General features: G+C 37.2%; 25 protein-coding genes and 1 pseudogene. 9 read left to right on the top strand and 17 right to left on the bottom strand.

Annotated features, from left to right (window positions below):
* The first annotated feature begins 11 nt into the window (after positions 1-11).
* The 6 genes from EZ428_RS02815 to EZ428_RS02790 all read left to right on the top strand — a co-directional run bounded on the left by EZ428_RS02815 (position 12) and on the right by EZ428_RS02790 (position 5895).
* Entirely contained in the window at positions 12-704 is a 693-nt protein-coding gene (locus EZ428_RS02815) for a DUF4397 domain-containing protein (RefSeq protein ID WP_131551586.1), read from the top strand.
* 177 nt (positions 705-881) lie between these two features.
* Positions 882-3722 carry a TonB-dependent receptor gene (locus EZ428_RS02810; protein ID WP_131551585.1) on the top strand — a complete coding sequence of 947 codons (2841 nt, stop codon included), beginning with the start codon at positions 882-884 and terminating at the stop codon, positions 3720-3722.
* Position 3723: 1 nt separating this feature from the next.
* Entirely contained in the window at positions 3724-4296 is a 573-nt protein-coding gene (locus EZ428_RS02805) for a TlpA family protein disulfide reductase (protein ID WP_225870983.1), read from the top strand.
* A gap of 1 nt (position 4297) precedes the next feature.
* Positions 4298-4558, top strand: a complete 261-nt coding sequence (locus EZ428_RS02800) for a hypothetical protein (protein WP_131551583.1) — start codon at positions 4298-4300, stop codon at positions 4556-4558.
* Positions 4559-4573: 15 nt separating this feature from the next.
* Positions 4574-5662, top strand: coding sequence for a metallophosphoesterase (locus EZ428_RS02795; RefSeq protein WP_131551582.1), 1089 nt, complete (start codon positions 4574-4576; stop codon positions 5660-5662).
* 5 nt (positions 5663-5667) lie between these two features.
* A complete protein-coding gene (locus EZ428_RS02790; RefSeq protein ID WP_131551581.1) occupies positions 5668-5895 on the top strand; it encodes a hypothetical protein in 228 nt (75 codons plus the stop codon).
* A 28-nt stretch (positions 5896-5923) separates the two neighbouring features.
* On the opposite strand, the pseudogene EZ428_RS02785 reads toward EZ428_RS02790, so the two are convergent.
* Positions 5924-6421 (bottom strand): annotated as a pseudogene (locus EZ428_RS02785) (magnesium chelatase subunit ChlI family protein); the annotation flags it as partial.
* Here EZ428_RS02785 and EZ428_RS02780 point away from each other — a divergent pair.
* Entirely contained in the window at positions 6415-6855 is a 441-nt protein-coding gene (locus tag EZ428_RS02780) for a helix-turn-helix domain-containing protein (protein ID WP_262711761.1), read from the top strand. The pseudogene EZ428_RS02785 and the gene EZ428_RS02780 sit on opposite strands and share 7 nt — an antisense overlap.
* A gap of 18 nt (positions 6856-6873) precedes the next feature.
* On the opposite strand, the gene EZ428_RS02775 is transcribed toward EZ428_RS02780, so the two are convergent.
* The 8 genes from EZ428_RS02775 to EZ428_RS02740 form a co-directional block, all read right to left on the bottom strand.
* On the bottom strand, positions 6874-7203 hold the full coding sequence (locus tag EZ428_RS02775; RefSeq protein WP_131551579.1) for a hypothetical protein: 330 nt from the start codon (positions 7201-7203) through the stop codon (positions 6874-6876).
* Between the two features lie 69 nt (positions 7204-7272).
* Positions 7273-7602, bottom strand: a complete 330-nt coding sequence (locus EZ428_RS02770) for a hypothetical protein (RefSeq protein ID WP_131551578.1) — start codon at positions 7600-7602, stop codon at positions 7273-7275.
* Entirely contained in the window at positions 7599-8072 is a 474-nt protein-coding gene (locus tag EZ428_RS02765) for a hypothetical protein (protein ID WP_131551577.1), read from the bottom strand. Before EZ428_RS02765 ends, EZ428_RS02770 begins: the two co-directional genes overlap by 4 nt.
* A 102-nt stretch (positions 8073-8174) precedes the next feature.
* Entirely contained in the window at positions 8175-8621 is a 447-nt protein-coding gene (locus EZ428_RS02760; RefSeq protein WP_131551576.1) for a hypothetical protein, read from the bottom strand.
* A gap of 72 nt (positions 8622-8693) precedes the next feature.
* The gene (locus EZ428_RS02755) at positions 8694-9410 is read right to left on the bottom strand and encodes a LytR/AlgR family response regulator transcription factor (RefSeq protein WP_131551575.1); all 717 of its coding nucleotides are present in this window, start codon (positions 9408-9410) and stop codon (positions 8694-8696) included.
* A 142-nt stretch (positions 9411-9552) separates the two neighbouring features.
* Complete coding sequence (locus EZ428_RS02750; protein WP_131551574.1) at positions 9553-10608, bottom strand: transposase; 1056 nt, start codon at positions 10606-10608, stop codon at positions 9553-9555.
* Between the two features lie 259 nt (positions 10609-10867).
* Positions 10868-11299: a hypothetical protein gene (locus tag EZ428_RS02745; RefSeq protein ID WP_131551573.1), complete on the bottom strand. Its 432-nt coding sequence runs from the start codon at positions 11297-11299 to the stop codon at positions 10868-10870.
* 4 nt (positions 11300-11303) lie between these two features.
* Positions 11304-11675, bottom strand: a complete 372-nt coding sequence (locus EZ428_RS02740) for a PEGA domain-containing protein (protein WP_131551572.1) — start codon at positions 11673-11675, stop codon at positions 11304-11306.
* Positions 11676-11785: 110 nt separating this feature from the next.
* On the opposite strand from EZ428_RS02740, the gene EZ428_RS02735 reads away from it, so the two are divergent.
* On the top strand, positions 11786-12136 hold the full coding sequence (locus EZ428_RS02735; protein WP_131551571.1) for a helix-turn-helix domain-containing protein: 351 nt from the start codon (positions 11786-11788) through the stop codon (positions 12134-12136).
* Positions 12137-12831: 695 nt separating this feature from the next.
* Here the strand turns inward: EZ428_RS02735 and EZ428_RS02730 are convergent.
* From EZ428_RS02730 to EZ428_RS02695, 8 genes are all read right to left on the bottom strand, one after another.
* Positions 12832-14124 (bottom strand): hypothetical protein, encoded by a 1293-nt coding sequence (locus EZ428_RS02730; protein ID WP_131551570.1) that lies wholly within the window; start codon positions 14122-14124, stop codon positions 12832-12834.
* Positions 14124-14381, bottom strand: coding sequence for a hypothetical protein (locus EZ428_RS02725; RefSeq protein WP_131551569.1), 258 nt, complete (start codon positions 14379-14381; stop codon positions 14124-14126). The genes EZ428_RS02730 and EZ428_RS02725 overlap by 1 nt, the downstream gene beginning before the upstream one ends.
* A gap of 57 nt (positions 14382-14438) precedes the next feature.
* Complete coding sequence (locus EZ428_RS02720) at positions 14439-17336, bottom strand: type IV secretory system conjugative DNA transfer family protein (RefSeq protein WP_131551568.1); 2898 nt, start codon at positions 17334-17336, stop codon at positions 14439-14441.
* 1 nt (position 17337) lies between these two features.
* Positions 17338-17796, bottom strand: coding sequence for a hypothetical protein (locus EZ428_RS02715; RefSeq protein WP_131551567.1), 459 nt, complete (start codon positions 17794-17796; stop codon positions 17338-17340).
* Positions 17797-17868: 72 nt separating this feature from the next.
* Positions 17869-18549 (bottom strand): hypothetical protein, encoded by a 681-nt coding sequence (locus EZ428_RS02710; RefSeq protein ID WP_131551566.1) that lies wholly within the window; start codon positions 18547-18549, stop codon positions 17869-17871.
* A 12-nt stretch (positions 18550-18561) separates the two neighbouring features.
* Positions 18562-19683 carry a hypothetical protein gene (locus EZ428_RS02705; RefSeq protein ID WP_131551565.1) on the bottom strand — a complete coding sequence of 374 codons (1122 nt, stop codon included), beginning with the start codon at positions 19681-19683 and terminating at the stop codon, positions 18562-18564.
* Between the two features lie 11 nt (positions 19684-19694).
* Positions 19695-20186 carry a metallophosphoesterase gene (locus EZ428_RS02700; protein ID WP_131551564.1) on the bottom strand — a complete coding sequence of 164 codons (492 nt, stop codon included), beginning with the start codon at positions 20184-20186 and terminating at the stop codon, positions 19695-19697.
* 111 nt (positions 20187-20297) lie between these two features.
* Entirely contained in the window at positions 20298-21467 is a 1170-nt protein-coding gene (locus EZ428_RS02695; RefSeq protein ID WP_225870982.1) for a type IV secretory system conjugative DNA transfer family protein, read from the bottom strand.
* Between the two features lie 109 nt (positions 21468-21576).
* Between EZ428_RS02695 and EZ428_RS02690 the strand changes: the two genes are divergently transcribed.
* Positions 21577-21756, top strand: coding sequence for a hypothetical protein (locus EZ428_RS02690; RefSeq protein ID WP_131551562.1), 180 nt, complete (start codon positions 21577-21579; stop codon positions 21754-21756).
* Positions 21757-21851 lie beyond the last annotated feature (95 nt).

Below are 21851 nucleotides of genomic sequence, written 5' to 3'. Positions count from 1 at the left end.
AAAATTTAATTATGAAACTTACATTTAATTACAAAGCTTTACTTGCCGCAACCGCTCTCTCACTTGGATTAATTTCTTGTTCAAAGAATGATGATTATATTCCACCAGCAATTTCTGGAATAAGTATTATCCATGCATCGCCAACTACGGAGAAATTAGACGTTTTTATCAATAATACTAAAATAAGTGTAAACGATTTTTCTTTCGGAACGAAGATGGACTATCTAAATGCTTATTCTGGCAAAAGAAAATTTGATGTGGCAAAAACTGGAACAACAACTAGTTTAAAATCACAAGAATTTACACTAGAGCCACAAGAAGGTTACTCATTATTTGTTATTGATAAATTAGAAAACATCAACCTCCTTTTCTTAAAGGATGATTTTACGCAACCTGCTGCAGGAAAAGCTAGAATCCGTTTTGTGAATTTAAGTCCAGACGCTGAAGCTTTAAACTTAGCAATAGCAGGTAGTGCAACAGATTTATTTACCAATAAGGCATTCAAGGAATATTCAACTTTCGAATCTATCGATGCTGCTGAAAAAGTAACCTTTAACATTAAAAACAAGACAACAGGAGCTAATGAAGTTGTTTTAGCCGATGTTAAAATTGAAGCAGGCAAGGTTTATACCCTTTATGCAAAAGGGCTCAAAGCAACTGCTGATGCAACTAAATTCGGAGCGGCTATATTTACACACAAATAGTCAACCAAGGAGCCAATCTATAAATGGTTGGCTCTTTTTGTTTTATCGATTTTTCTATAAATTTTTTATGGAAAATGGATGTTTATCTAATCTAACTTAAAGTTTTAGTTAAATTTTGTAAAAAATGCAAGATGCTTAAAACTAAAAATTAAGTTTGTAAAAGGTAACCATCATCTCTTGAAAAAACGCTACTCAGTTTTTCTATTATTAATCCTGTGTTTATGCACATTAACACTGTTTGCCCAAAGCAATAGGCGTGTTAGTGGTTACGTTGCCGATACCAGTAAAACAGCAATAAGCGATGCTCCTGTGTTATTAATTATTGGTACCGATACATTGCGAACCACTACAGATGAAGAAGGCTATTTCAGCTTTGCTAAAATAAAACCAGATCCTTTCTCTATAAAAGTTGAGCTAATGGGTTATCAGCCTTTTATCAAAAACTATTCTTTTGGAAAGGAAAAACAATTGGAAATTAAAGATATTCAACTCAAGTTTTCTTCGAATACCTTAAAGGAAGTTGTGATTAAAACCAGGCCAAATCCAATAAGAATAATGCAGGATACCATTGAGTATAATGCTGCGGCTTACAGGGTTATGGAAGGGGATAATGTAGCTGATTTAATAAAACAGTTTCCGGGATTAGAGGTTGACGATGAATACAATGTGAAAACGATGGGGAAAGAAATGGTAAAACTGCGGATTAATGGAAAGGATTTCTTTACAAATAACATCAAAGACTTTATAGGTAAACTTCCAGCAGGTATTGTTTCCAAAATCCAAATTATAGATGATTTTGGCGATGAAGCAAACTTTACGGGAATCAAAATTGGCGAACCAGCTAAAATGCTAAACATAGTAACTAAGCCAGGGATGAATAAAGGAAAGTTTGGCTCACTTAGTATTAACGGTGGTACAAATGACCAAATGGGTAGTGGTGCAAATATTAATTTATGGAGCGATGAGAAGCAAAGCACAGCTGGTTTAAATTATGGAACATCAAACAATGGAGCAGGAAAAACTCAAAATAAAGGTTTAGTAGTCTCCCATAATGATAAATGGGGGAAAAATGGAAGTTTTGGAGTTAACTATAATGGTGGAAATAATAATTCTGCCTTTGCTAATGAGCAATCTGTAGAAACATTAAATCCGTTGGGTACGTTTTATAACAATTCATCCAGTAATGGAGAAAATAAAAACAACAACCATAACTTAAACAGCAATTTTAACTTCAATAATAAAAAGATATACTTAAATGGGAATATTGGGGCTTCCTATAATAATGGTAATAATATCAGCTCTTCTATTAATAACCAATCGGGTGTGATTAAACAGGATAATAAAAACTTTAATCAATCCACTAACAAGTCGCCAAGAATTAATGCTAGTTTAAATTTCTCTAAAATATTAAAGAATAAAAGAAATAGCTTATCTGCAAATTTGGGTATTTCTACCTCTTCAACTAATTCGGATAGAATTATAAATACCAACACACTTTATTACGACAAAGTAACACAGGTTTTAGAAAAAGATTCTGTGTTGAACAGGAATTTGATCACAGAAGGAAACAGTCTAAACTTTAATTACGGAATTAGCTTTAGTTTGGGTTTAAAAAAGCCTAAAGACAGCTTAGCTCGACAAAGCTTAAATTTCAATTATAATGGTTCGTTTGGCAGAAATAATAATGATGTTTCTACTTTTGTTTTTGATAACCTAAACAATCAAGCTAGGTATGTCGACTCGTTAAGTACCCAATCTAGTTCGGTATTTATCAACCAACTTTTGGGAATTAACTATAATTTCAACAATAAAAAGATGAGGTATAATTTTGGGCTTAACCTGAGGCCGACTTTTATGAGTAGTAACTATATCAACCTACATCGAAAAATAAACAATAATAACCTCAACTATTCTCCAAATATTAATTTAAGTAGAACGATAAGCAAGGGGAAAACAATTTCAGTTAATTATAGTGGCAATAATAATAGCCCTACAATCTATCAATTACAACCCATAAGGAATACTCAAAATTTACAGAATATAGTTGTTGGTAATCCAAATTTAAAGCCTTCATTTAATCATAATGTTTCATCAAGTTTTAATTACGTGCATACCAAATCAGGGGTTTCGGTGCAAAGTGGATTAAGCTTTGCTACCACCCAAAATGAAATTGTAAATAATGTTGTTTTAATTCCCGATACCTTAAACAGTTTAAAGCAAGAAACAAGGTTCGAGAACGTAAACGGCACTTATAATGCTGGGAGTAATTATATAGTAAACGTTCCTATTAAAAAGAATAAACTTTCTATTTCTTATGGAGGTAATATTGGACTTTCAAACAGGGCTGTCTTCATTAATAACATTAAAAGTTTTAATAAAGGATTAAACTTTTCACAAAACATTAATGCATCTCTTAATTTGAAGAAATTTGGATTTAATGCCAATACAAGCTATAGTTTTAGCTCTAACAATAATTCTATTAACGTTAACCAATTTAATGATGTAGCTCTAGCTAATCTAGGACAAATAACTGGGGCTAACTTTTTTAAGACTCACAATTTTAGGACAGGCTTAAATAGCTCTTTAAGATTGAAGAAACTTTCAGTTTATGCAAATATGAATTACAACATGAGCGTAAACAACTCTGATTTCAACAACGCTACTAATAGAGATGTTAAAAGCTTAGATATGTCACTTTCAGCTCAAGCAACGATAAGAAAAAGCTATCGTGTAGGATTTAATGGGAGTAAAAGAATTAATTCTGGTTACTCATTGGCAAATACAAATCCATTACTTTTAAATGCAAATTTAAGCAAGTCATTTTTTAAATCTCAATCATTAAGTCTGAACATTAGTGCTAATGATTTGTTAAACCAAGGAAATAACTTAGCTAGGTATGTTTCTGGGAATTCGATAATCGATAGTAGAACTAATCAAATTACTAGAGTTTTTACATTTGGATTGAGTTATAACATCTCTAACTTTGGGGGAAGAAATTTTAGGGTTGATGCAGATTAAAATGAGTAAAAAAATAATTGGTAATGTCTTTTTTGTAATCCTCATATTGGTAGTGCTTTTTGTGCCGCCAGTTAAGGCATTTATGATACAAGGTTTAATGGGCTTAGGCTTATTTAAACCAAACGTTGATGCAGAAATTTTACCTTCTACGCCAGATTTATCTCAAATTAAGTTTAAAAATGCCAAAGGGAAAGTTGTTAATCTGAATGAATTAAAAGGTAAAGTGGTTTTTATTAATTTTTGGGCAACTTGGTGCCCTCCCTGTTTGGCAGAAATGCCTTCCATTAATAAATTGCATCAACAATTAAAAAACGATACCGATGTTGTCTTTTTAATGATTGATGCCGATAGTGATTTCCCAAAAGCCCAGGCTTATATGGATAAAAGAAACTACCAAATGCCCGTGTATACTTTTGCGAGTGATTTGCCTAAGGAGTTATTTAAAGGCTCACTACCAACAACAATTGTATTTGATAAAAAAGGAAGAATTTCATTTAATGAAGTAGGTGCCGCAAATTATTCAAATCCAAAATTTATAGCGTTTATTAAACAATTAAAAGAGTTAAAAAATTAATATGTTACTACCATTTGATATTGAAATAGGAGAAATTAATTATGCTGTTTTTCCTGAGGGAAATGATACTTATGTAATTTTCAAAGATGGAAAGGAATACGTTCAAATTCAAAAGGATACTGCCGAGCAATGGCTAAAATTTGATAAGGAAACGGCTTTGCCATTATTTGATTATGATGAAGAAGTTAATCAGATAGGAAAGCAAATTGATGCTTACAATGAAAATCCGCCAGAAGAAGAGGATGAAGAAGATTTGGACTAAGTTTAGCAGAGCTGGATGCGTAGATTATTAAAAAAGCTTTTTGGTTCATTCGTTATCAGAATGGCGAATAAATACGCATCTAATCCCAAAAAAGAGCGTGTTCATGAAGCGCTCACAAATCTTTTTAACCATATTATTACGAATCCTGGTAAGAAAGGATTGTTATTTGATTTTCACGACAAGCAACCTTATATTATATTTTCTGACCAGCATAAGGGAGCCAAAAACTATGCTGACGATTTTAATTTCGGCAGGAAGAATTACCTTGCTGCCTTATCTTATTACAACTTGCAGAGTTTTACGCTAGTAAGCTTGGGCGATAGTGAAGAATTATGGGAAAACTCTTTAGAAGCGGTTAAAAAACATAATAAAGACACTTTCATTCTCGAAACAGAATTTCTAAAAAGAGAAGCCTTCATCAAAATATTTGGTAACCATGATTTGTATTGGGACAACGACCCATTAGCGTCTTTTCAATTAGAAAAAATCTATGGTTCAAAAGTTAAAATTTATGAGGGATTAATACTTCAAACCTTAATTGGCAATAATCCATTGCAAATTTTCTTAACTCACGGCCATCAAGGTGATTTACAAAGTGATGGAAATTGGTTTAGCAAATGGTTTGTATCGAGGGTTTGGGCGCCATTACAAGCTTACCTTCAGGTTAATCCAAATACGCCAGCATTTAATAACCAGCTCAAATCTAAACACAACCAATTCATGTATGAGTGGGCAGCTGTTCAGCAATCAGTTCTCATAACGGGTCATACACATCAACCGGTTTTTAATTCTTTAACACATTTAGAAAGGTTATACATCAACCTAAACGAAGCAAGAAAAAACGAGGATGAAGCTGCAATTGAAAAGATTGAACAGCAGATGCGGAAAGAAAGAATTTATGGAGCAGAAATGCCAAGTTTCACTGCATTAAAGTCTAATTACTTTAACAGTGGCTGTTGCTGTTTTAGTGATGGAGATATTACGGGAATCGAAATTACTGAAGGCAAAATTCGACTAATTAAATGGGCTTATGCAAAAGGAAAACAACCCACAAGAATAATTCTGGAAGAGGCTGATTTATCAACATTAATTACCGAAGTTTAGCAACTATGGAAGAATCATTCTACATCAAGGTAAACGGCATCATTTACGAAGTTATTCCAGAAGAAGGGAGCACATTTACCATCTTTAAATTTGATGCAGAGTATATGCAAATACTTCGCAATAAAAACAATAAATGGATGCGCATCGATTATAAAACAGACGAGCCTATTTTAGAGGAAAATAAGGAAGTAGAAGATGTGGGTAGGTTGATTGATAGATATTTGAAGAATTAGGTTCTTTTTACCTCTACCTTCTTCCATTCTATCCAGCCCAACTTTCTCTATCCAAACTTCTATAATGTATAGCTTCGGCTAAATGTTCCGACTCTATATTTTCACTGGCTGCCAAGTCTGCAATGGTGCGTGCAACTTTTAAAATACGGTCGTAAGCGCGAGCAGATAAGCCTAATTTTTCCATCGCTCGTTTAATTAAAACTTGTCCTGTTTCATCAATAACACAAATTTGCCTAACCATATTCGGACTCATCTGTGCGTTAAAATGCAAAGCATCGTTAGCTTCAAAACGTTTGTCTTGAACTGCTCTTGCTTTCATCACTCTTTCTCTAATCAAGCTGCTTTTTTCCGCTTCGCGGGATGATGCCAGTTCTGTGAAATTTACGGGCGTAACCTCAACGTGTAAATCGATCCTATCTAATAAGGGGCCAGATATTTTGCTTAAATACTTTTGTACTATTCCTGGGCCGCATAAACATTCCTTTTCTGGGTGATTAAAAAAACCGCAAGGACATTGGTGTGTCGATTATTCTACGAAAGGAAAAAACCTTTCCAAAACCTTTCAAAGCAGGTTTTCCGAACAATCCAAAAAACATTGGAGAGCATATCAAAAAGAAACGTATGCAATTGGGTCTAATGCAGAGTGAGGTGGCGGAAATGTTTAAGGTTAGTGCCGACTGTATTACCAACTGGGAAAACAATCGAAACAAGCCTCAAATTAACTACTACCCAAGTATCATTTCCTTTTTGGGATATGTCCCGTTTGAGTTAAATACAAATACGTTATCGGAAAAGATATTTGCTTACAAGTGCATAAACGGATTGAGCTATAAAGCGTTTGGGAAACTGCTAGGGGTTGATGCTTCCACGATACGCTGTTGGGAGATTGACCAAGGCACGCCAAATAAAGAAAAGATAAAGAAACTGGAAACACTACTAACAACAAAGCCACTCGATTGAGTGGCTTTTATTAATTCATTATTGAGCTTCATTTAATTTACATCGATCGTACATTGCGTCAGCAACTCCGTGCATATTAAAATACAAGTCGAACGCATAATTATTACATTCGATGTGTCCATCTGGATCGTTCGCAAACGTCGCCGTACAGTTCGCTGTGGCTGCACTCAAGATATTCTGCAGGTTGTCGCAAAAGCTTAAATAGGAGTCTAAACAACTTGGTGCTTCTGGTGGTGGACCCACAACACTAACAGTAGGAATTTTAGAATTATTAACGGACTGAGAGTCCGCATTAGTGAAGCATAGGGACAACCCGATTAATATGATTATAAATAGTGCGTTTTTCATTTGAAATATTTAATTTTTTAGAGGTCAATTGATTAAAATTAAGGGCGCGATTTTTTTAACCCATAGCGCTTATTCACTCGCTTTGTCATTACACCTATTAAAGGCACTTAAATCAGCCATAAGCATCGCGGTGTTAGTGTCGTCAGCCAATATTTTGCATTCGGTAAGACCTGCGGGATCTGACGGAAAAGTGACATCACAAACCGCTATCATTAATATCCATAAGTTATAAGTCATCTCCATTCTTGAATTGAACTGGCTCAAACAAGTGGGAACCTCAGGAGGAGGGCCGACAACGCTGACTTTTTCTACCGTAGAATTGTTAACCGATTGGGCGTTTGCGTTGTTAATGCTTAAAAATAACCCAATGAATACGATTAGGATTACTCTGCTTTTCATTTCGATAAAAATTTAAGCGTTTCTTTCTTGAAAAACTCTTCCTTTTCTTCTTTGCTCAGGCTATTTGAGAAATTGGGATATTTTTTATACAATTTGGCAAGCTTACCATTTGCCTCTTTATACTTAGCAAGTATCAGCTCTGGGTTAGAGAAACCAAGGCTTTTAAGATGACTGATGTATTCAGTTTCAGTCTTTGGTTGGACGGCGGGTTTCCACTTGGTTGCATCGTACTTTTGAGCTTTATTAAGTTGTTCATTATGGGTTTTTTGAATATCCATTAGTGTACTCAGATAATCCTGAAACAAAGGGTCAACAGATACCGAGCTAAGCATAATAGTCTTATCTTCTCCCACGAGCGCTTTTGCATTTGCAAATGATACTACCTGAGCATCTTTCATTGTGACAAGGTCTTTGCTACAGGCAAACAATACTGCAATGAGGGCAATTAATAATAAATGGGTTCTTTTCATTTTCTTTTTTTAAGTGATTATTTAGTTTGTTTTGGTATTCAGGCGGTAATATCTTGAACGCAGTGATGATATATAGAGATAAAATAGAATGGCGAGTTACCCTTATATTACTATCAACAGAGAATCCAGATAAGTAATTTTTTTGTATTTCTCTGTGCTTTTCAATAAGCTGGTATATAGTTTATTGAGGTCTGTTAAGGAGGTACGTTCTGCATCAGAACGCATCAGGTTGATGCCGATAACCAAAACTTGGTTCTTATATTCCTTAAAAGAGCTTTTATCGCTTTTTAGTCTACGTATAGTTTTATTTATATCAATCAACTTTTTAGAAAAAACGTCGCTCTCTGAATGGGAGACCGAATCGACATTTCCGTTACTATCTATACTAAGTGTCAGCAAAAACAGGAAACTCTTTTTTTCAAACTCATTGGAATGAAACAACTTCTGGTCTACAACTAACGACTTCTTGATTGCGTCAGAGGCTTGCGACTGAGAAAAGCAGATATTAGATGCAACGCATAGCAAAAGTGTAATTAGTATGTTCTTCATTTTACTAAGATAGCCTAGTCCTTTGACTTTATGTAAAAAAATCGCCAATAGGCAAATTCCATACGTGAATGCCTATTTGTTTTGCTTGATGAGTTCAAAGAGCCCTGTCTTATATGCCTCTCCGATTGAGATTTTTATATCCCCAGTCAAAAGCATAAAGCTCTTATTTATGGTTTTGATATGGTTAACGTTGACAATGAATGACCTGTGAACCCTAACGAACATCTCATTAGAAAGCTTGTCCTGAATGTGCTTCATACTGATTTTTACAAGATGACTGCCCTCCAAAGTACAGATGTTCATCCTGTGATCCTGTGCCTCGATGTACAGTATCGAATTAATCTTGATTGGCAAAAGGTCAGCCCCACCTGTTAGGTTAACGAAGAGTGAGCTCTCTAAGCGCAGGGTCTGCTGAAGAAATGTTATCGCCTTATTTATTGCCTTGGTAAAACGGTCGAAGGAAATGGGCTTTAGAAGGAAGTCTACAACATCTTTTTCAAAGCCATCGAGTGCATATTTTGAGTGACCAGTTATCAATATAATAACTGATTCCTTAGGAAGCCTTTCGATTAAATCAATGCCCGAAATTTGAGGCATTTCAACATCCAACAATATGATGTCTGGAGTTACTCCCTCGCTTACTTCCCTTAACGCCTCCATCGGATTTGTCGAACAGCCCATTAGGGAAAGCTCTGGCACACGACTTACATAATTAGTCATTGCCTCAACAGAATGAAGCTCGTCATCAATGACATAACAGGAATATGGAGGTCTTTTAGTATCTGACATTTATTACCAATAAATCTAATCTTGCAATCCTTTGTAAAATAGTAAAAATTTAAACAGAACATAACTAGAGTTTTCCATGCAAATATTTTTAAAATGGATTAAGCTATAAGGCGTTTGGCAGATTGCTAGAAGGTTGATGCCTCTACCGTTCGCTTGAACTATTAATTTCATTTGTTGGCGAGCGAAGATACACAGCTTGATAACTCCTGTCCTGATTAACGCAAGCAAAAATTCTAAGAATTAGCTTATTGCGAATTGCGTTCAACACAAGCATTTTTTGTTTGCCCTCTCCTTCGGTTTTACGCAAATAGTACGCCTTCATCTCTGGCACGTTTTTAACCGAGCCCATCGCGCATATATGCAACAAGGACTTCATTTTCTTATTAGCCATGTGAGAAACCCTTGCTTTTCCCAGTACCGTTCCAGATGACTTCAAAAACGGCGCAACTCCCGCATAACAGGCAAATTTCTTCGGGTTGTTAATGTCCCTGAACTCATTCGTGCAGACGAGCAGATGAACCGCCGTTATCGGTCCGATGCAAGGAACGGAAGTTACTATTTTCATTAGTTGATTAAGCCGTTCATCTTCCCGAATGAGCTTTGCAATGCTTATGTTAACTTCTTCAATGTCCGCTTTTAACGCCTCTATGCTCCTACTACATAACTTCACACTGCTTTTTGCCACACCCTTTTTTATAAAAGTGGATTGCTCTTTTAACGGGACATTGATTGCGACCTGCAGGGAGAGCAAGCGGGTTCTTATGGTTGAGAGGTTGGCAAGCTCTACCAGTACCTGCCGTTTGGGCATCCATAGTCGCAAATGGTCGCGGGATTTATACGCATATTCGGCTATGCGCCTTGCATCAATCTTGTCGTTTTTGCCCCTGATGTTTCCGAGCGAGTTCCTGATATGCAATGCGCCTTCGAGCACAATGTTTGCCTTGACCCGTTTCAGGCAGTTGAGGAGATGATTGCAGTATATTCCCGTATGTTCCATGGCAAACACGGCTTTTGAAACCGTGAAGCCCGTCAGTGCTTTTAGCTCTTGGATAAACGCAGTTATTTCCTCGGCGTTGTTTTTAATTTCTCGATGGAACAGCACCGTTGTTCCTTTCATTACTACGTGGTCAAGCTTGTTTCTTGAAACGTCCGTTCCGATAAAATACGTGTAGTTCTTTTTTCTGCTTGTTGCTTCCATCTTTGTCAAAAAACGACAGGTCTTTCCTCTTTGCAAAAATCCTGAGATTTCAGATGTATTATAATGCTACCTGTCGTTTGTCTTTTATAAACAGTGGAATTAATTCATCCGATAAGCCTCAAAGCTTTGAGCGACGACTAAAGCACCCACTGTTTTAATTATGTTTGATTTATAAAACAGCGGGATTGTCTCATTTGATAAGCCTATAACTTTGGACTATGCCTAATGCCCCCGACTGTTTTAACATTATTTATAACTATTACGGATGCACGTACGTATATCTAAACTTATCGCCATTAGTGCCAGTCTCAAATCCCGAAAGTTGCAACCGTGTCTCGGAAAGCTCGTCGATTGACAAGTCAAGCATCCCCGTAAAAAAGGAGTGCTTTAACGTCTTTTCGTTATTGGCAAAACTCCAACTTCCTTTGCTGATGACCGTATAGGTAGTACCGCCTGTATTCTCTTTCCGCTCCGCTGTTCCATCAGCATAGAAAAAATAATATTGCACACGGGGAGTTGATGAATTGTACGTTTCCCATTTGCTTATACCGTCATTGTATATTTCGCTAGAGGTTTGCACCCACGATTTTTTAGTGAGTAATTCAACTTTCGTGGCTGAAGATGAACTATTTTCCTTCTTACAGGAAACAAGAGAAAAGATTATTAGTGCGATTACTATATATACTTTCATTTCCTTATTGTTTTTTAAGCGTTACCTCATAATTCTTGTGCTCGTACTTCATCATTGCTCCAGTTGCGGCATCGACTGCCCACCCCAGCATTCCGAGCATATTCAGCACGGCAACTGGATTGAACACGGTTTTTGGCGCTATGGTGGCGGTTTGATAACCGCTTTTTTTCACTACGATTTGCTCTCCTGTAAAACCTTTTTTAAGGGTTACATCAACAGGCGTTTTGCCTTTCGCTACACCGTTTACTTCAACGTCCGCATTCGGCGGGTCTGAAATGACTTTCACGGTTTGTGTGGTTTTGGTAAGGATTGTTGCGCAACTTGATAATGTGCCGATGGCGCACGCCACGATAAGATAGGTAATGAATTTTTTCATAAAGTTTGGGGTTTGGTTACGGTGTAAAACTCAAGAACTTTCATTTTAAAACCTACCACCCATGATGATACTTTATTCGTACTAATGATAACTTTTAATATATTTGGGTTATGTATGGCATGAAATTAAGACTAGTGCGTGAACTGCGCGGATTGTCGCAAGAGAACGTTGCAAACAGGCTGGGTATCGCTCAAAATACTTACTCTAAGTATGAGAACAACCAAATCAAGATTTCTGCCGAAATGATGGAGAAGCTTGCCGAGGTGCTAGAGGTTAGTCCAATGGATATCATGGGACAAGTGCCTGCCGTTATCAACTTCGAGCAAAATCAAGGAACTCTTTTTGGCAACATTGAGACTTTGGTAGTTGGACAAAAGGAACTGTACGAGCAAATCATTAAATCTAAAGACGAGGAAATTGCGAGGCTTGTTAAGTTGCTCGATAGTATGATGAAAAAATAGTCCTACGCATAAAAGCTGTTGTAACAGTTGTAGCACTTGAACCGTCGCAACGAACTCCACCACATAAGTATCTTGAAAAGTGTCGGTCGAGGGATTCTTTGGACTGTTGTCTGTTTGCAGTTGGGACAATTGACTTTTTCACGTCCAGTGTCGGAAGGTGTGGGTTCTAGAGGCATTGTTGAGAGGGGTTACGGGTAAAATTCTTGTTGCAATTTACCCAAAAGAAATGCATTTTCGTGTGAAGAAATTATGAAGATAGAACGCACTATATCGCTGTAAGAATACTCTCAATTTCCAACTTTATTTTTAAATTCGTCAAATGATATTGGTTCAACTTGGTCTAGTTATAATCTTTGGTGTGTATGGGAGCTACATTGTTCATACTTGGGACAGGGCAAATCTTTTCAATAAGATTTGTTGCGTAATTGCGCTTTGCGCTTGCTTTATGATGGGTCTTGACGGATATTTGAAGTCAAAAGAACTTATGCGCCAAGAGGCAAAAGCCCAAGATAATTAATCTGTAATGATACTTACGCCCTTGTTACTACGACAGTGCGCCGTATTGTAGCTTGTGTGTTATCTCTTCTTTCCGCTATTCAAGATTTATTAAAAGTAAGATTATGTTTTCATCATTGCCCAAGACGGATATGTAATGTACCGTTAAAAATTAGGTAGTGATAATTGTAAGATAAGCCTTAACCGTAGGTGGGCAATAACACTTTTTCTTTTGGGGCAAGGATAATTCGTTGGAATTTATTAATCTTAAAAAGTTCCTGCTTATTTATATAATTTGGAAGTGAAAAGTGAATTTTGACCTCATCTCCGAAAAAATCTTTTGGTAAGGTTATTGAAAAATTGCCGCTTTCATCAGACTTCGCGGTTATTTCTGGAAATTCATCAACCAATATTTTAACATTTGCAAGGGGTTCGTCAGCGCTGCCGACGTTCCCAGTTATTATTAACGAGGTGCTGTCTCTTACCACTGGAACAGAAAGACTATTTTCTTCCAGCGTTACTGTAGTGGTTTTGGTAAGGTTCTTAAATACCCATTTATCACTTTTTAGGTATAATTCCACAGGTTTAGATTTAAAGGTTTCTGAAATAGTCTTGAATAAATAGCCCATATTGCTGGTAAGCATATTGCCTGCTATGTAGTCGTCATTTAGCTTCAGCTTTAAGCCTAGCTCATCAGAATAAATGTTTTCGTTCTTATTATCTTTTAAGAAGACGGTGGTGTTGAAATTTTCCCTATTGTGTCCTACTGGATTATAAAAATATATCAAAACAAAAATAGCCATGCCGCCTGTGGCAGAAAGCCCCAAAGTATGAGTAGTCTTAATGGTTAATGACCCGATTATTCCCGCAGAAAGTCCCGCAACCCCTAATGCTAGTAAAATTCTCAGAACGGTACTGAAACCCTCCGATTGAGTTTTATCGGGCGTGAAAAAGTAAACGGCTATAACTACAGCGGTTACTACTGTCCCAATTACGATGCTTATTATATTCTTTCTGTTTTCTTGTGCCATTGGACGTTGAATTTTTGAGTTAAAACCATTTATGTCTATGCCTCTGTCTGCGAATTGTTTCTTGTATTCTTTTATCTTTTCTGAAGATGAAAAGGTATTTATGAAATTTTGAATAATCGTGAAAAGACCGATTGATAATGCAACATTTTGCCCGGTCTTTTCATTGAATATCTTGATGAGGTCTAGGAAGCCAAAAGATGGCTGCAGAAAACTTACTATGGTTGCAGTGAAATTATTACAAACATTATCATCCTCAAAGAGATTATATTCATCGTTTAAAGTGATAATGGCATTATTAATCAAACTTGCGGTATCTGCATGAGATTTTATTAGCTCGGCAATTTGGTTTTGGTTGTGTTTTAGGTCAATGCTTTCATCAGCGAACCTAATGCTCAACGCCCTGACTGCGAGTGTAAATGTGTCACAGGCGTCTTTAATCTTCAGTTCAACCTCTTCTAGCATCACTTTCTTTTTTTAAGTATTTCGATTAGCTGTTTCATCCAATAATCTGCTTCCCCAAAATCGACTGAGTTTTTTAGAGTTATGAAGGTAAGGCCTAAGAACGGAGCTACCCGTAAGATGACGTCAACAGCATTTGGGTCTTTTATCTCATATAATGCTTTCACGATTTGTTCGAGAGTGTTTTCGGAAACATTCGGAGCCTTTGCTTCCTCTAGAATTTTTGAGACGGCGGAGCGTACTTGGTTGTTTTCACCCATAGATTTGTTAACGTTTGATTTGTAACTGGTTATCTAATATATAAAAATACTTCAAAATTATTTTTTCTTCCCACTCTTTACGATGCTTTCTATAATCGCTCGCTTCGTATTCTGTTCATCGGTCGTGAGCGTTCTGTGTTGCACATTCACTCGATAGCCCTTCACGCGCTTTTCTTCCTTCTCTTTCGATACTGTTTGCAGAAATACTAGCAAGCTTTCAACGGTATCGACTTGCACATTATGCGGTATTGGATTTAGGGATTGAATAACCGCTTTTCGTGTACTTGTGTTATCGATGCAGGCAAATATTTTTGTGTAATTGGCTTGCAGGCACTTTTCAATGTTATGCACCTCCCACGTCGCTTCCGTTGATTTGGATATTTCCACGGCAATTATTTTTCCGTCTTTTTCAAGCAACACGTCAACCCGTCCTTTTCCGTCAGGCGTGGGGGCTTCAATCGTTGCCCTGTATCCGTTGGCTTCCGCCATTTTCTTTATCAAAACTTGATGATAGCGGTGCTGACTAGGCGCTTTTGACGGCACTGGAATTTCTTCTTGCCTAGTAGGTTGTTCTTGGGTGTCTTCAACAATGGGTTCGGACTGCGTAACTTTCGGCTCGTCAAATGTTGGTTCTTCTTTGGGAATAGTAGCGCCGTAGGTTGTTCTTGAATGCGCAATGATTTCATCCGCAAATCCTTTGTCATCTGTTGCACGCAATGAGGAAGCAATCAGTGAAAAGTCATCCTCGCTTCTGTTCACTCGGGCAATCGCTTCTCCTGGGGAAAGGTTTTGCAGGTCGTCCGCTCCGAATGATGCGAAGCCTTCGGCCAGCCTCTTGGCATCGGTATCGCCCAGTCTGAAACATACCCTTGTGCCGGCATTGGAAAGCAATGCGCCAGCAAGTTCATTGTCGTATTTCGCAACCTGTGCCATGTCCTGATGCGCCAAAATTAAGCCTAAACCGTATTTACGGACACCGCTCAGCATGTTTGCCATAGAGGGCGTGATGAAGTGCTGAAATTCGTCTATGTATAAGTAGAACGGTGTGCGTTCAGCACTTTCTTGCGCTTGCCTTGCCATTGCGGACTGCTGAATTTTGGACACGATAAATGCACCCATAAGAAAACTATTTTCTGCTCCTATCATGCCCTCGCTTAATTTCACGAGAATGATTTTATTGCTGTCCATCAACGCCTGAAAGTTCAAACTTTTCTTTTGCGACACCATGTTGCGAATTAGTTTCGGGCGCAGGAAGGTATCAAGCCTTGTAAGTATCGGAGCGATAGAACCACCTTTTAAAAGAGGAAATTCCTTGCGCCAATAATAGACAATGTCGGGGTCTGTAACGGTCGAAAGTATTTGTTCCCTAAAGTCTTTTTCAAGTAGGAAACGGCGCAGGTCTAACAATGTGCCGCCTTTGGTGTTGTCCAAAAATGCGATGATTGCGTTGGCAAAAACGCTGTTCATCTGGTCGCCCCAACTAGTGCTAAAGCGTTTAAAGAGCGCCACCAAATCGCTTGCCAATACCTCTTTCTCCACTTCCGAATGTGCGGACAAGATGTTGAATGCCACGGGATGCTCCCTGTCGTTGGGGTCTATCAGTACAACATCTTTTATTCGCTCTTTAGGAATAAACGGCAGTATGTTTTCTATCAAATCTCCGTGAGGGTCTAAGATTGCACAGCCGTTTCCGTTTGCAATGTCTTGATTGATAAGGTGCAGAAGCATGCTCGACTTGCGTGTGCCTGTTGCGCCTATGATGTGCAGGTGGCGAAGCCGTTGTTCGGGACTGATGCCAACGGCAACTTCTTTCCCTTGATGAATGTTTACTCCCAATTGATATTGATGCCCGACAACCGAAAGCGGTGCGCCTTTGGTTTTCTTCGCATCCCGTACTAATTTATGTGAATGTATTCCCGTTGGAAAATGGGCAAAGGTTGCAAGTTCTTTAATGTTTAAAAGCATTCCGAAACGGTGCGTTTGCCGTAGCTCAAAGTCATCCAACAGGTCTTCAAGCTCCGCATCCTCAAAGGCTTTTAAACTATTATGATTTGATGCACTGGCGGTACACAAAGCGGTATTTAATAGTGCTTGCACTCTATTAATATTGTCATAGTGATAGTCTTGCACGGCGACCCGAATGGCCACGGCAAACAACGGTTGCGTGAGCTTCTCCTTTGCCAAGTTGGGCATCTCGGGCGCATCGATGAAAAACGAAGTGTTGTGTCCGTCTGACACGGCATTGATAATGCTTTTAGACCAGTCATTCACAAGCCCTGAAAAGAGTATTTGCAATACAACCCTCTCTTCATGCTGCAACTGTTCCAACACGGCATAGAAGCTTAGAAGCGGGTCGTGGTCATAACCCTTTGGGGTTGCGAGCGGTCGCATAAACTCTTCTTTCAGCGCGTACTCAACTATGTTTAGTAGTTTGTCGGGTTCTGTAAGGCTTTCAGGCGGTTGCTCCTGCACAATGCATTCAGGGAACAATGCCTTTATCTGTCCGTAGATATAAAACTTATCACCAGCCCTGCAAACAAGCTGTGTTTTGATATATTCGGCTGTTGCTATAACTTCGAAGCTTGTCGGGTATGTGCTTTTTGAAATCATCAGTAACAGATGCTCCATGCTTTCCGAACGCAGTTTGTGGTGCTTCGGAAACACGATGCTGAACGTTACTAAAGAAACATCATCTATAAATGGAAATACGTCATACTCGGGCGGTTTGTATTCATAGCCTTTTGGTGTGGTGTTTTTTCTGAACAAGTCCGCAAACGTGCTAAGTATTGTCGGGCGTTTGCCGTCATCAATATAGGCTTCGGGCACATAATGCTCAAAGAATGGATAAAACGGCGGTTCAAGCTCTACAGCCTCGGGCGCACGCATCCAGCCACGCCCTCGAATTTCCCAATCATAAAATTGGGTAACGAGAGCCTTTGGTTTTGAAAGAAACACTTTAGGCTTGAGCTAAACGAAATCCCTTGTCACTAGTTACTTTCTCAACAAGTGCCTCGACTATTTTCTTGATACTTTGTAAAAACAAGTCTTCGCTGTCTTGCTGATAGAATGTTTTTTTCATACTGTTTCTAGCCCATCGCTCTCCAAAAAAAGGAATGATACTTAAAATGAACGTCCAGAGGCTCAATTCTTCTTTCAGCCACCATGAAATAAAATAGCTTCGTCCAAAAGGTGCAGCACAAACATAAAACAGATGTTCTTTATGCTGAATACATAAGTATTCACGAGAACTGGTGATAAATGTACCCTCAGAGAGATTTACCCGTGTGACACGAAGATTGGGGTATTCGAAACTGTTGAGAGTGTCTTCTACTGATTGATAGAATTTTTGTGACGAGAGTTGCAGGTCTTCAAAATGAAATGAAGAATGCGCAACAATTGATTTTTCTGTTGCCATGGGTTGAGAGAGTTAAGTGAGCGTTACTTAAATCTCGGAAAAAGAAATTGGAAATACAATAGGTTGGATATCCTAGTATTCATACATTGAAGGGTTATAATTTTGTTTGATTTCATCAATAAGTTTAATCCTAACATCGTCTTCTGACTTTATATCTTCATGTTTTTCAAATAGAACATCAACGTGAATTGTTCCTGAAAGACGACCACCATAAATATAAGTCCTAGCTCTCATAGACGTAGGATATGGTATTGATAGGCCATTAGAGTTTTTAGCGATGGGGTGAAGGGTCGTCTTCGAGAAATTTTCTTTTTCAGGTTCGATTAAATCCTCTCTAGAATTTACTATATCAAAGGCTCCTTTATTGTAGATTAGTTGAGATACTGACCTTACATCTGACCTTGGTTTTCCATCGATATTTATTCCATATCCATTAATTAAAATGCCGTTTAAATCTTGATTAATATTCCATATACCGAAATAAACTTTATTATTAAGGGTATATTTATATGACCATATTCCTTTTAAGAAGGTCCTATTGTAATAAATCTTTAGTAAAAAACTTACATTATTTACTAGCCAATATAAAACAATAACAAAAACGTGATAGAAGCCTAGGGAGCCTAAATAACTTACAATAAAAAGTAAATAAATATTTCCTGCAAGTGGTTTTAGATAGCTTTGAGTAAAAACAAATACACCAATTACCACGAAAAGGATAAATTTATTTATGTCTTTGGGGTTTTGCTTCATTTTATTGAATTATTAAGGGTTAAGAATTTGCCAGTTCTTAAAGCCATGCTTTGTATAAGATATTTTTTGTTCTAAGCGGTCTACAACTATACCTTTAATTTTGGCACCAATCAGTTTAAAATAAAAATCTTCAGACATAGGATCTACAGAAAAATTTCTCAATGATAAATCATCATGATCTCTTAGACTTGCATCATCTTGTATTTGTAATTCAGTATTATTCAATGTAAACGTATTATTTGTTAAATCTATCTTCATAGTATCAATGTTTTTAGACATCTTTCCCCACCCATGTGGGACTAAATAATATTCCTCATTCCTGAAGGATATCTCATTTAATGCATGTTTATGCACTTGATATATAAATATTGGATTTCCTGGGCTAGTAAAAATTGGATAAGTGTCATTTTCTTTTGCTAAATAACTCCCAAGCATAACAGATGAACTATCGGGCATATAGTAATGATGATAATGGTCAACCTTATTTACGATAGCATTTGCCCCTAATAAAGTCTCAGCTATAAATTCGTGTCTAATACAATTATATTGCTTAATTCCTTCTGCCACTTTCGCAAATAGTTCAGCTTTGTGACCATCGATATATCTTAAATATCTAGAGCCATTGGAAACGGTTTTGATATCATTATAAAACCAGTTGCCTTTTATCGGATAAAGCCCATTGAACTGCTTTTTGAATTCAGATGCTGATGAATGTAATAGTAGATAATATTTTTTTGTCAACGAACTCTGGGCAATAATAATAAAGTGATTTCCTCTATTAAAATTGAAAATATAGGATGAGGTAGTTAATGATTTTAATAAATTATCGAAACTGAACTTGTTAAAATAGTTTATATCTCCAGTTATTTCAAAAATTGAGCCCGTACAGATGTTTACTGTGGTATCAACGGGAATAAAAGGCACAGTACTCTTCCACTCCACAAAGGAACCCGTTGGAAATCCTCCCGCAATCCTAATTAAATCGTGTGGAAACCCCAAATCTAAAGAAGTATGTATTTTACAATCGGAAAATTTGTCTACTTTTTTTAGAGCTGAGCTCAACAATGCTTCTGTTTCGGCGCAAAATTCAATTAATTTTGTTTGAGTAATATCGCCGTCGAGTAGCACGTTCATTTTAATAGCTATTATATTTCGAAAAAGTCAACGGCATTAGTTTCTGTGTTATAAATAGCACATGTAGGAGTTCCTTTCCACCCCATTATTTCACCAGGGTTTACCCATAAACAATCATTAATTCTTTCCTCACTCTTTTCGTGGGTATGTCCAGAAAAGACCGCATTATAATCACCAGTTGAAGCAAGGGCTTTCCCATAAAGAGGGTAGTGTGTTACTGCAATCTTAGCATTTCCAAAATTAAGCTCAGCATGTTCGCCATGCAATTTCAAATTTTTAAATTCGTTATTGGCAAATTTCGAAATAGTAAAACGATCTCCGTCACCATTACCAAATACACAGTGTATTTCTCCTTCAAAGGCACCCATTAATCTTGCGGGAATAGGAGAGCAAAAGTCGCCACAGAAAATGAGAGTTGAAATTTGACGTGAGTTAAAAAACAGCAATGTTCTTTTAAGATTTTCAAGATTATCGTGTACGTCTGAGAAGATACCTATAAGCATAATATATTTTTAACTAATTAGAAGCTAAACAATTACTCTAATATATTAATAAATTAATAGAGTTCTGTTTAATTTTATTTATACTGTTTCATTCCATTAAAGTCAACTATATCAATTTTCAAGGTGGGTTATCGCGCTAAAACCTTTACTACTTGTCCCATCTATAAGCAACTTTATATAAATATTATATCTAGGCAGATTGATAAAATCCTCATGATTAAAGGTTGGATAAAATTCTCTTTCCATAACTTTTGCGTCTTTCAATCCTAAACGAAAACAGATAATAGTCCCGACATTTCCTAGTACTGCGCTTCTAACACCATCCTCTAGTTGCTCTAAATGTTGATGTGTGAGAAATAAGCCAACACCATATTTTCGTACTTCACTAAGCATTGTGGCAAATGATGATGAGAGAAATGAATGGGCTTCATCTATATACAAATAAAACTGCATGCGTTCGTTTAAAGGTTTTTCCGCTCGCCTCATAGCGTTAGTTTGAATGCATGTTGTAAGAAAACTTCCAAGTATGGTGGAGATATCTTCACCAATCTCACCTTTGGAAAGATTGCAGAGCAATATTTTATTGTCATTCATACACTGTTCGATAGAAATGCTTTTATGCCCTCCCATAATTACTCGTAATGTATCGTTTGCGAGGAAAATGCCAATCTTGTTGAGTATCGGCATGATTTGGCTCGCCTGTACGCTCGGGGTGTAGGCGTTGTATTCGGTCGCCCAGAAGGAATGAGTATAAGGATTTTTAACATATTTCAAAATCATTGAGCGAAATTCCTTGTCCACCAACAAGGCATGAATGTCTAATAGTGTAGCATCTGGATAATCAAGAAGAGTGAGAATGGAAAAGCGCAATATATATTCCAACTTATTACCCCAATTCTCGTGGAATATCTTTTTGAGGGTCAAAACCATTTCTGATGCAACCAATTGCCTCTGATGTTCTGGAACGTTATAAAGAGGGTTAAACGTAGGTGGTGTGTCTAAGTTCGTCGCATCAAAATAGACGACATCTTCCTTTCGGTGTTCAGGGATTTTCTTAATTAATGTGTTTACAGTGTCTGCGTGAGGATCAATGACGCAAATTCCGTTTCCCTTGTAAATATCATCCAATGCCATATTCACGAGCAAAGTACTTTTACCTGTTCCTGTCTTTCCGAGACAATAAATATGTTGCAAACGGTCTAATTGTTTAATGCCAAATAACTGGTCTCTGTTGCGCCAGTTTGTCCGTGCTATAGGTGTGAATGGGTGGTATTCGTACACGCTTACAGAATACGGGAGTGAGAGAATTATTTTTAGTACCCTTTAATTTATCAAGGGATAAATTAAAGGGTACTAAAAATACAATCAAAAAACTGCAAGAATATAAGTCATGGAAATCAAGCCTGACCAGCTGCAAAGTTTTATAAAATTATACGAGGATGAGTTTAATGTTTTGCTAACAGCAAAAGAAGCACAGTTTAAAGCTTCATTGCTGTTACAATATGTTTCATTCTGCATTAAGCCACTTGCGAAAGTTGAGGAAACTGATATAAATGATATGCCGGATTAAGTGAACAACAAAAAATATTTTTGTACCCAGCGAGGGAGCAACTAACATTTAGTCCGGCAAAGACAAAAGTGTTTTTAGTTGCTCCCTCTTTGCGT

It is taken from the genome of Pedobacter frigiditerrae, assembly GCF_004331645.1.
Taxonomy (GTDB): domain Bacteria; phylum Bacteroidota; class Bacteroidia; order Sphingobacteriales; family Sphingobacteriaceae; genus Pedobacter; species Pedobacter frigiditerrae.
This window is presented reverse-complemented; position numbering and strand designations above follow the sequence as displayed.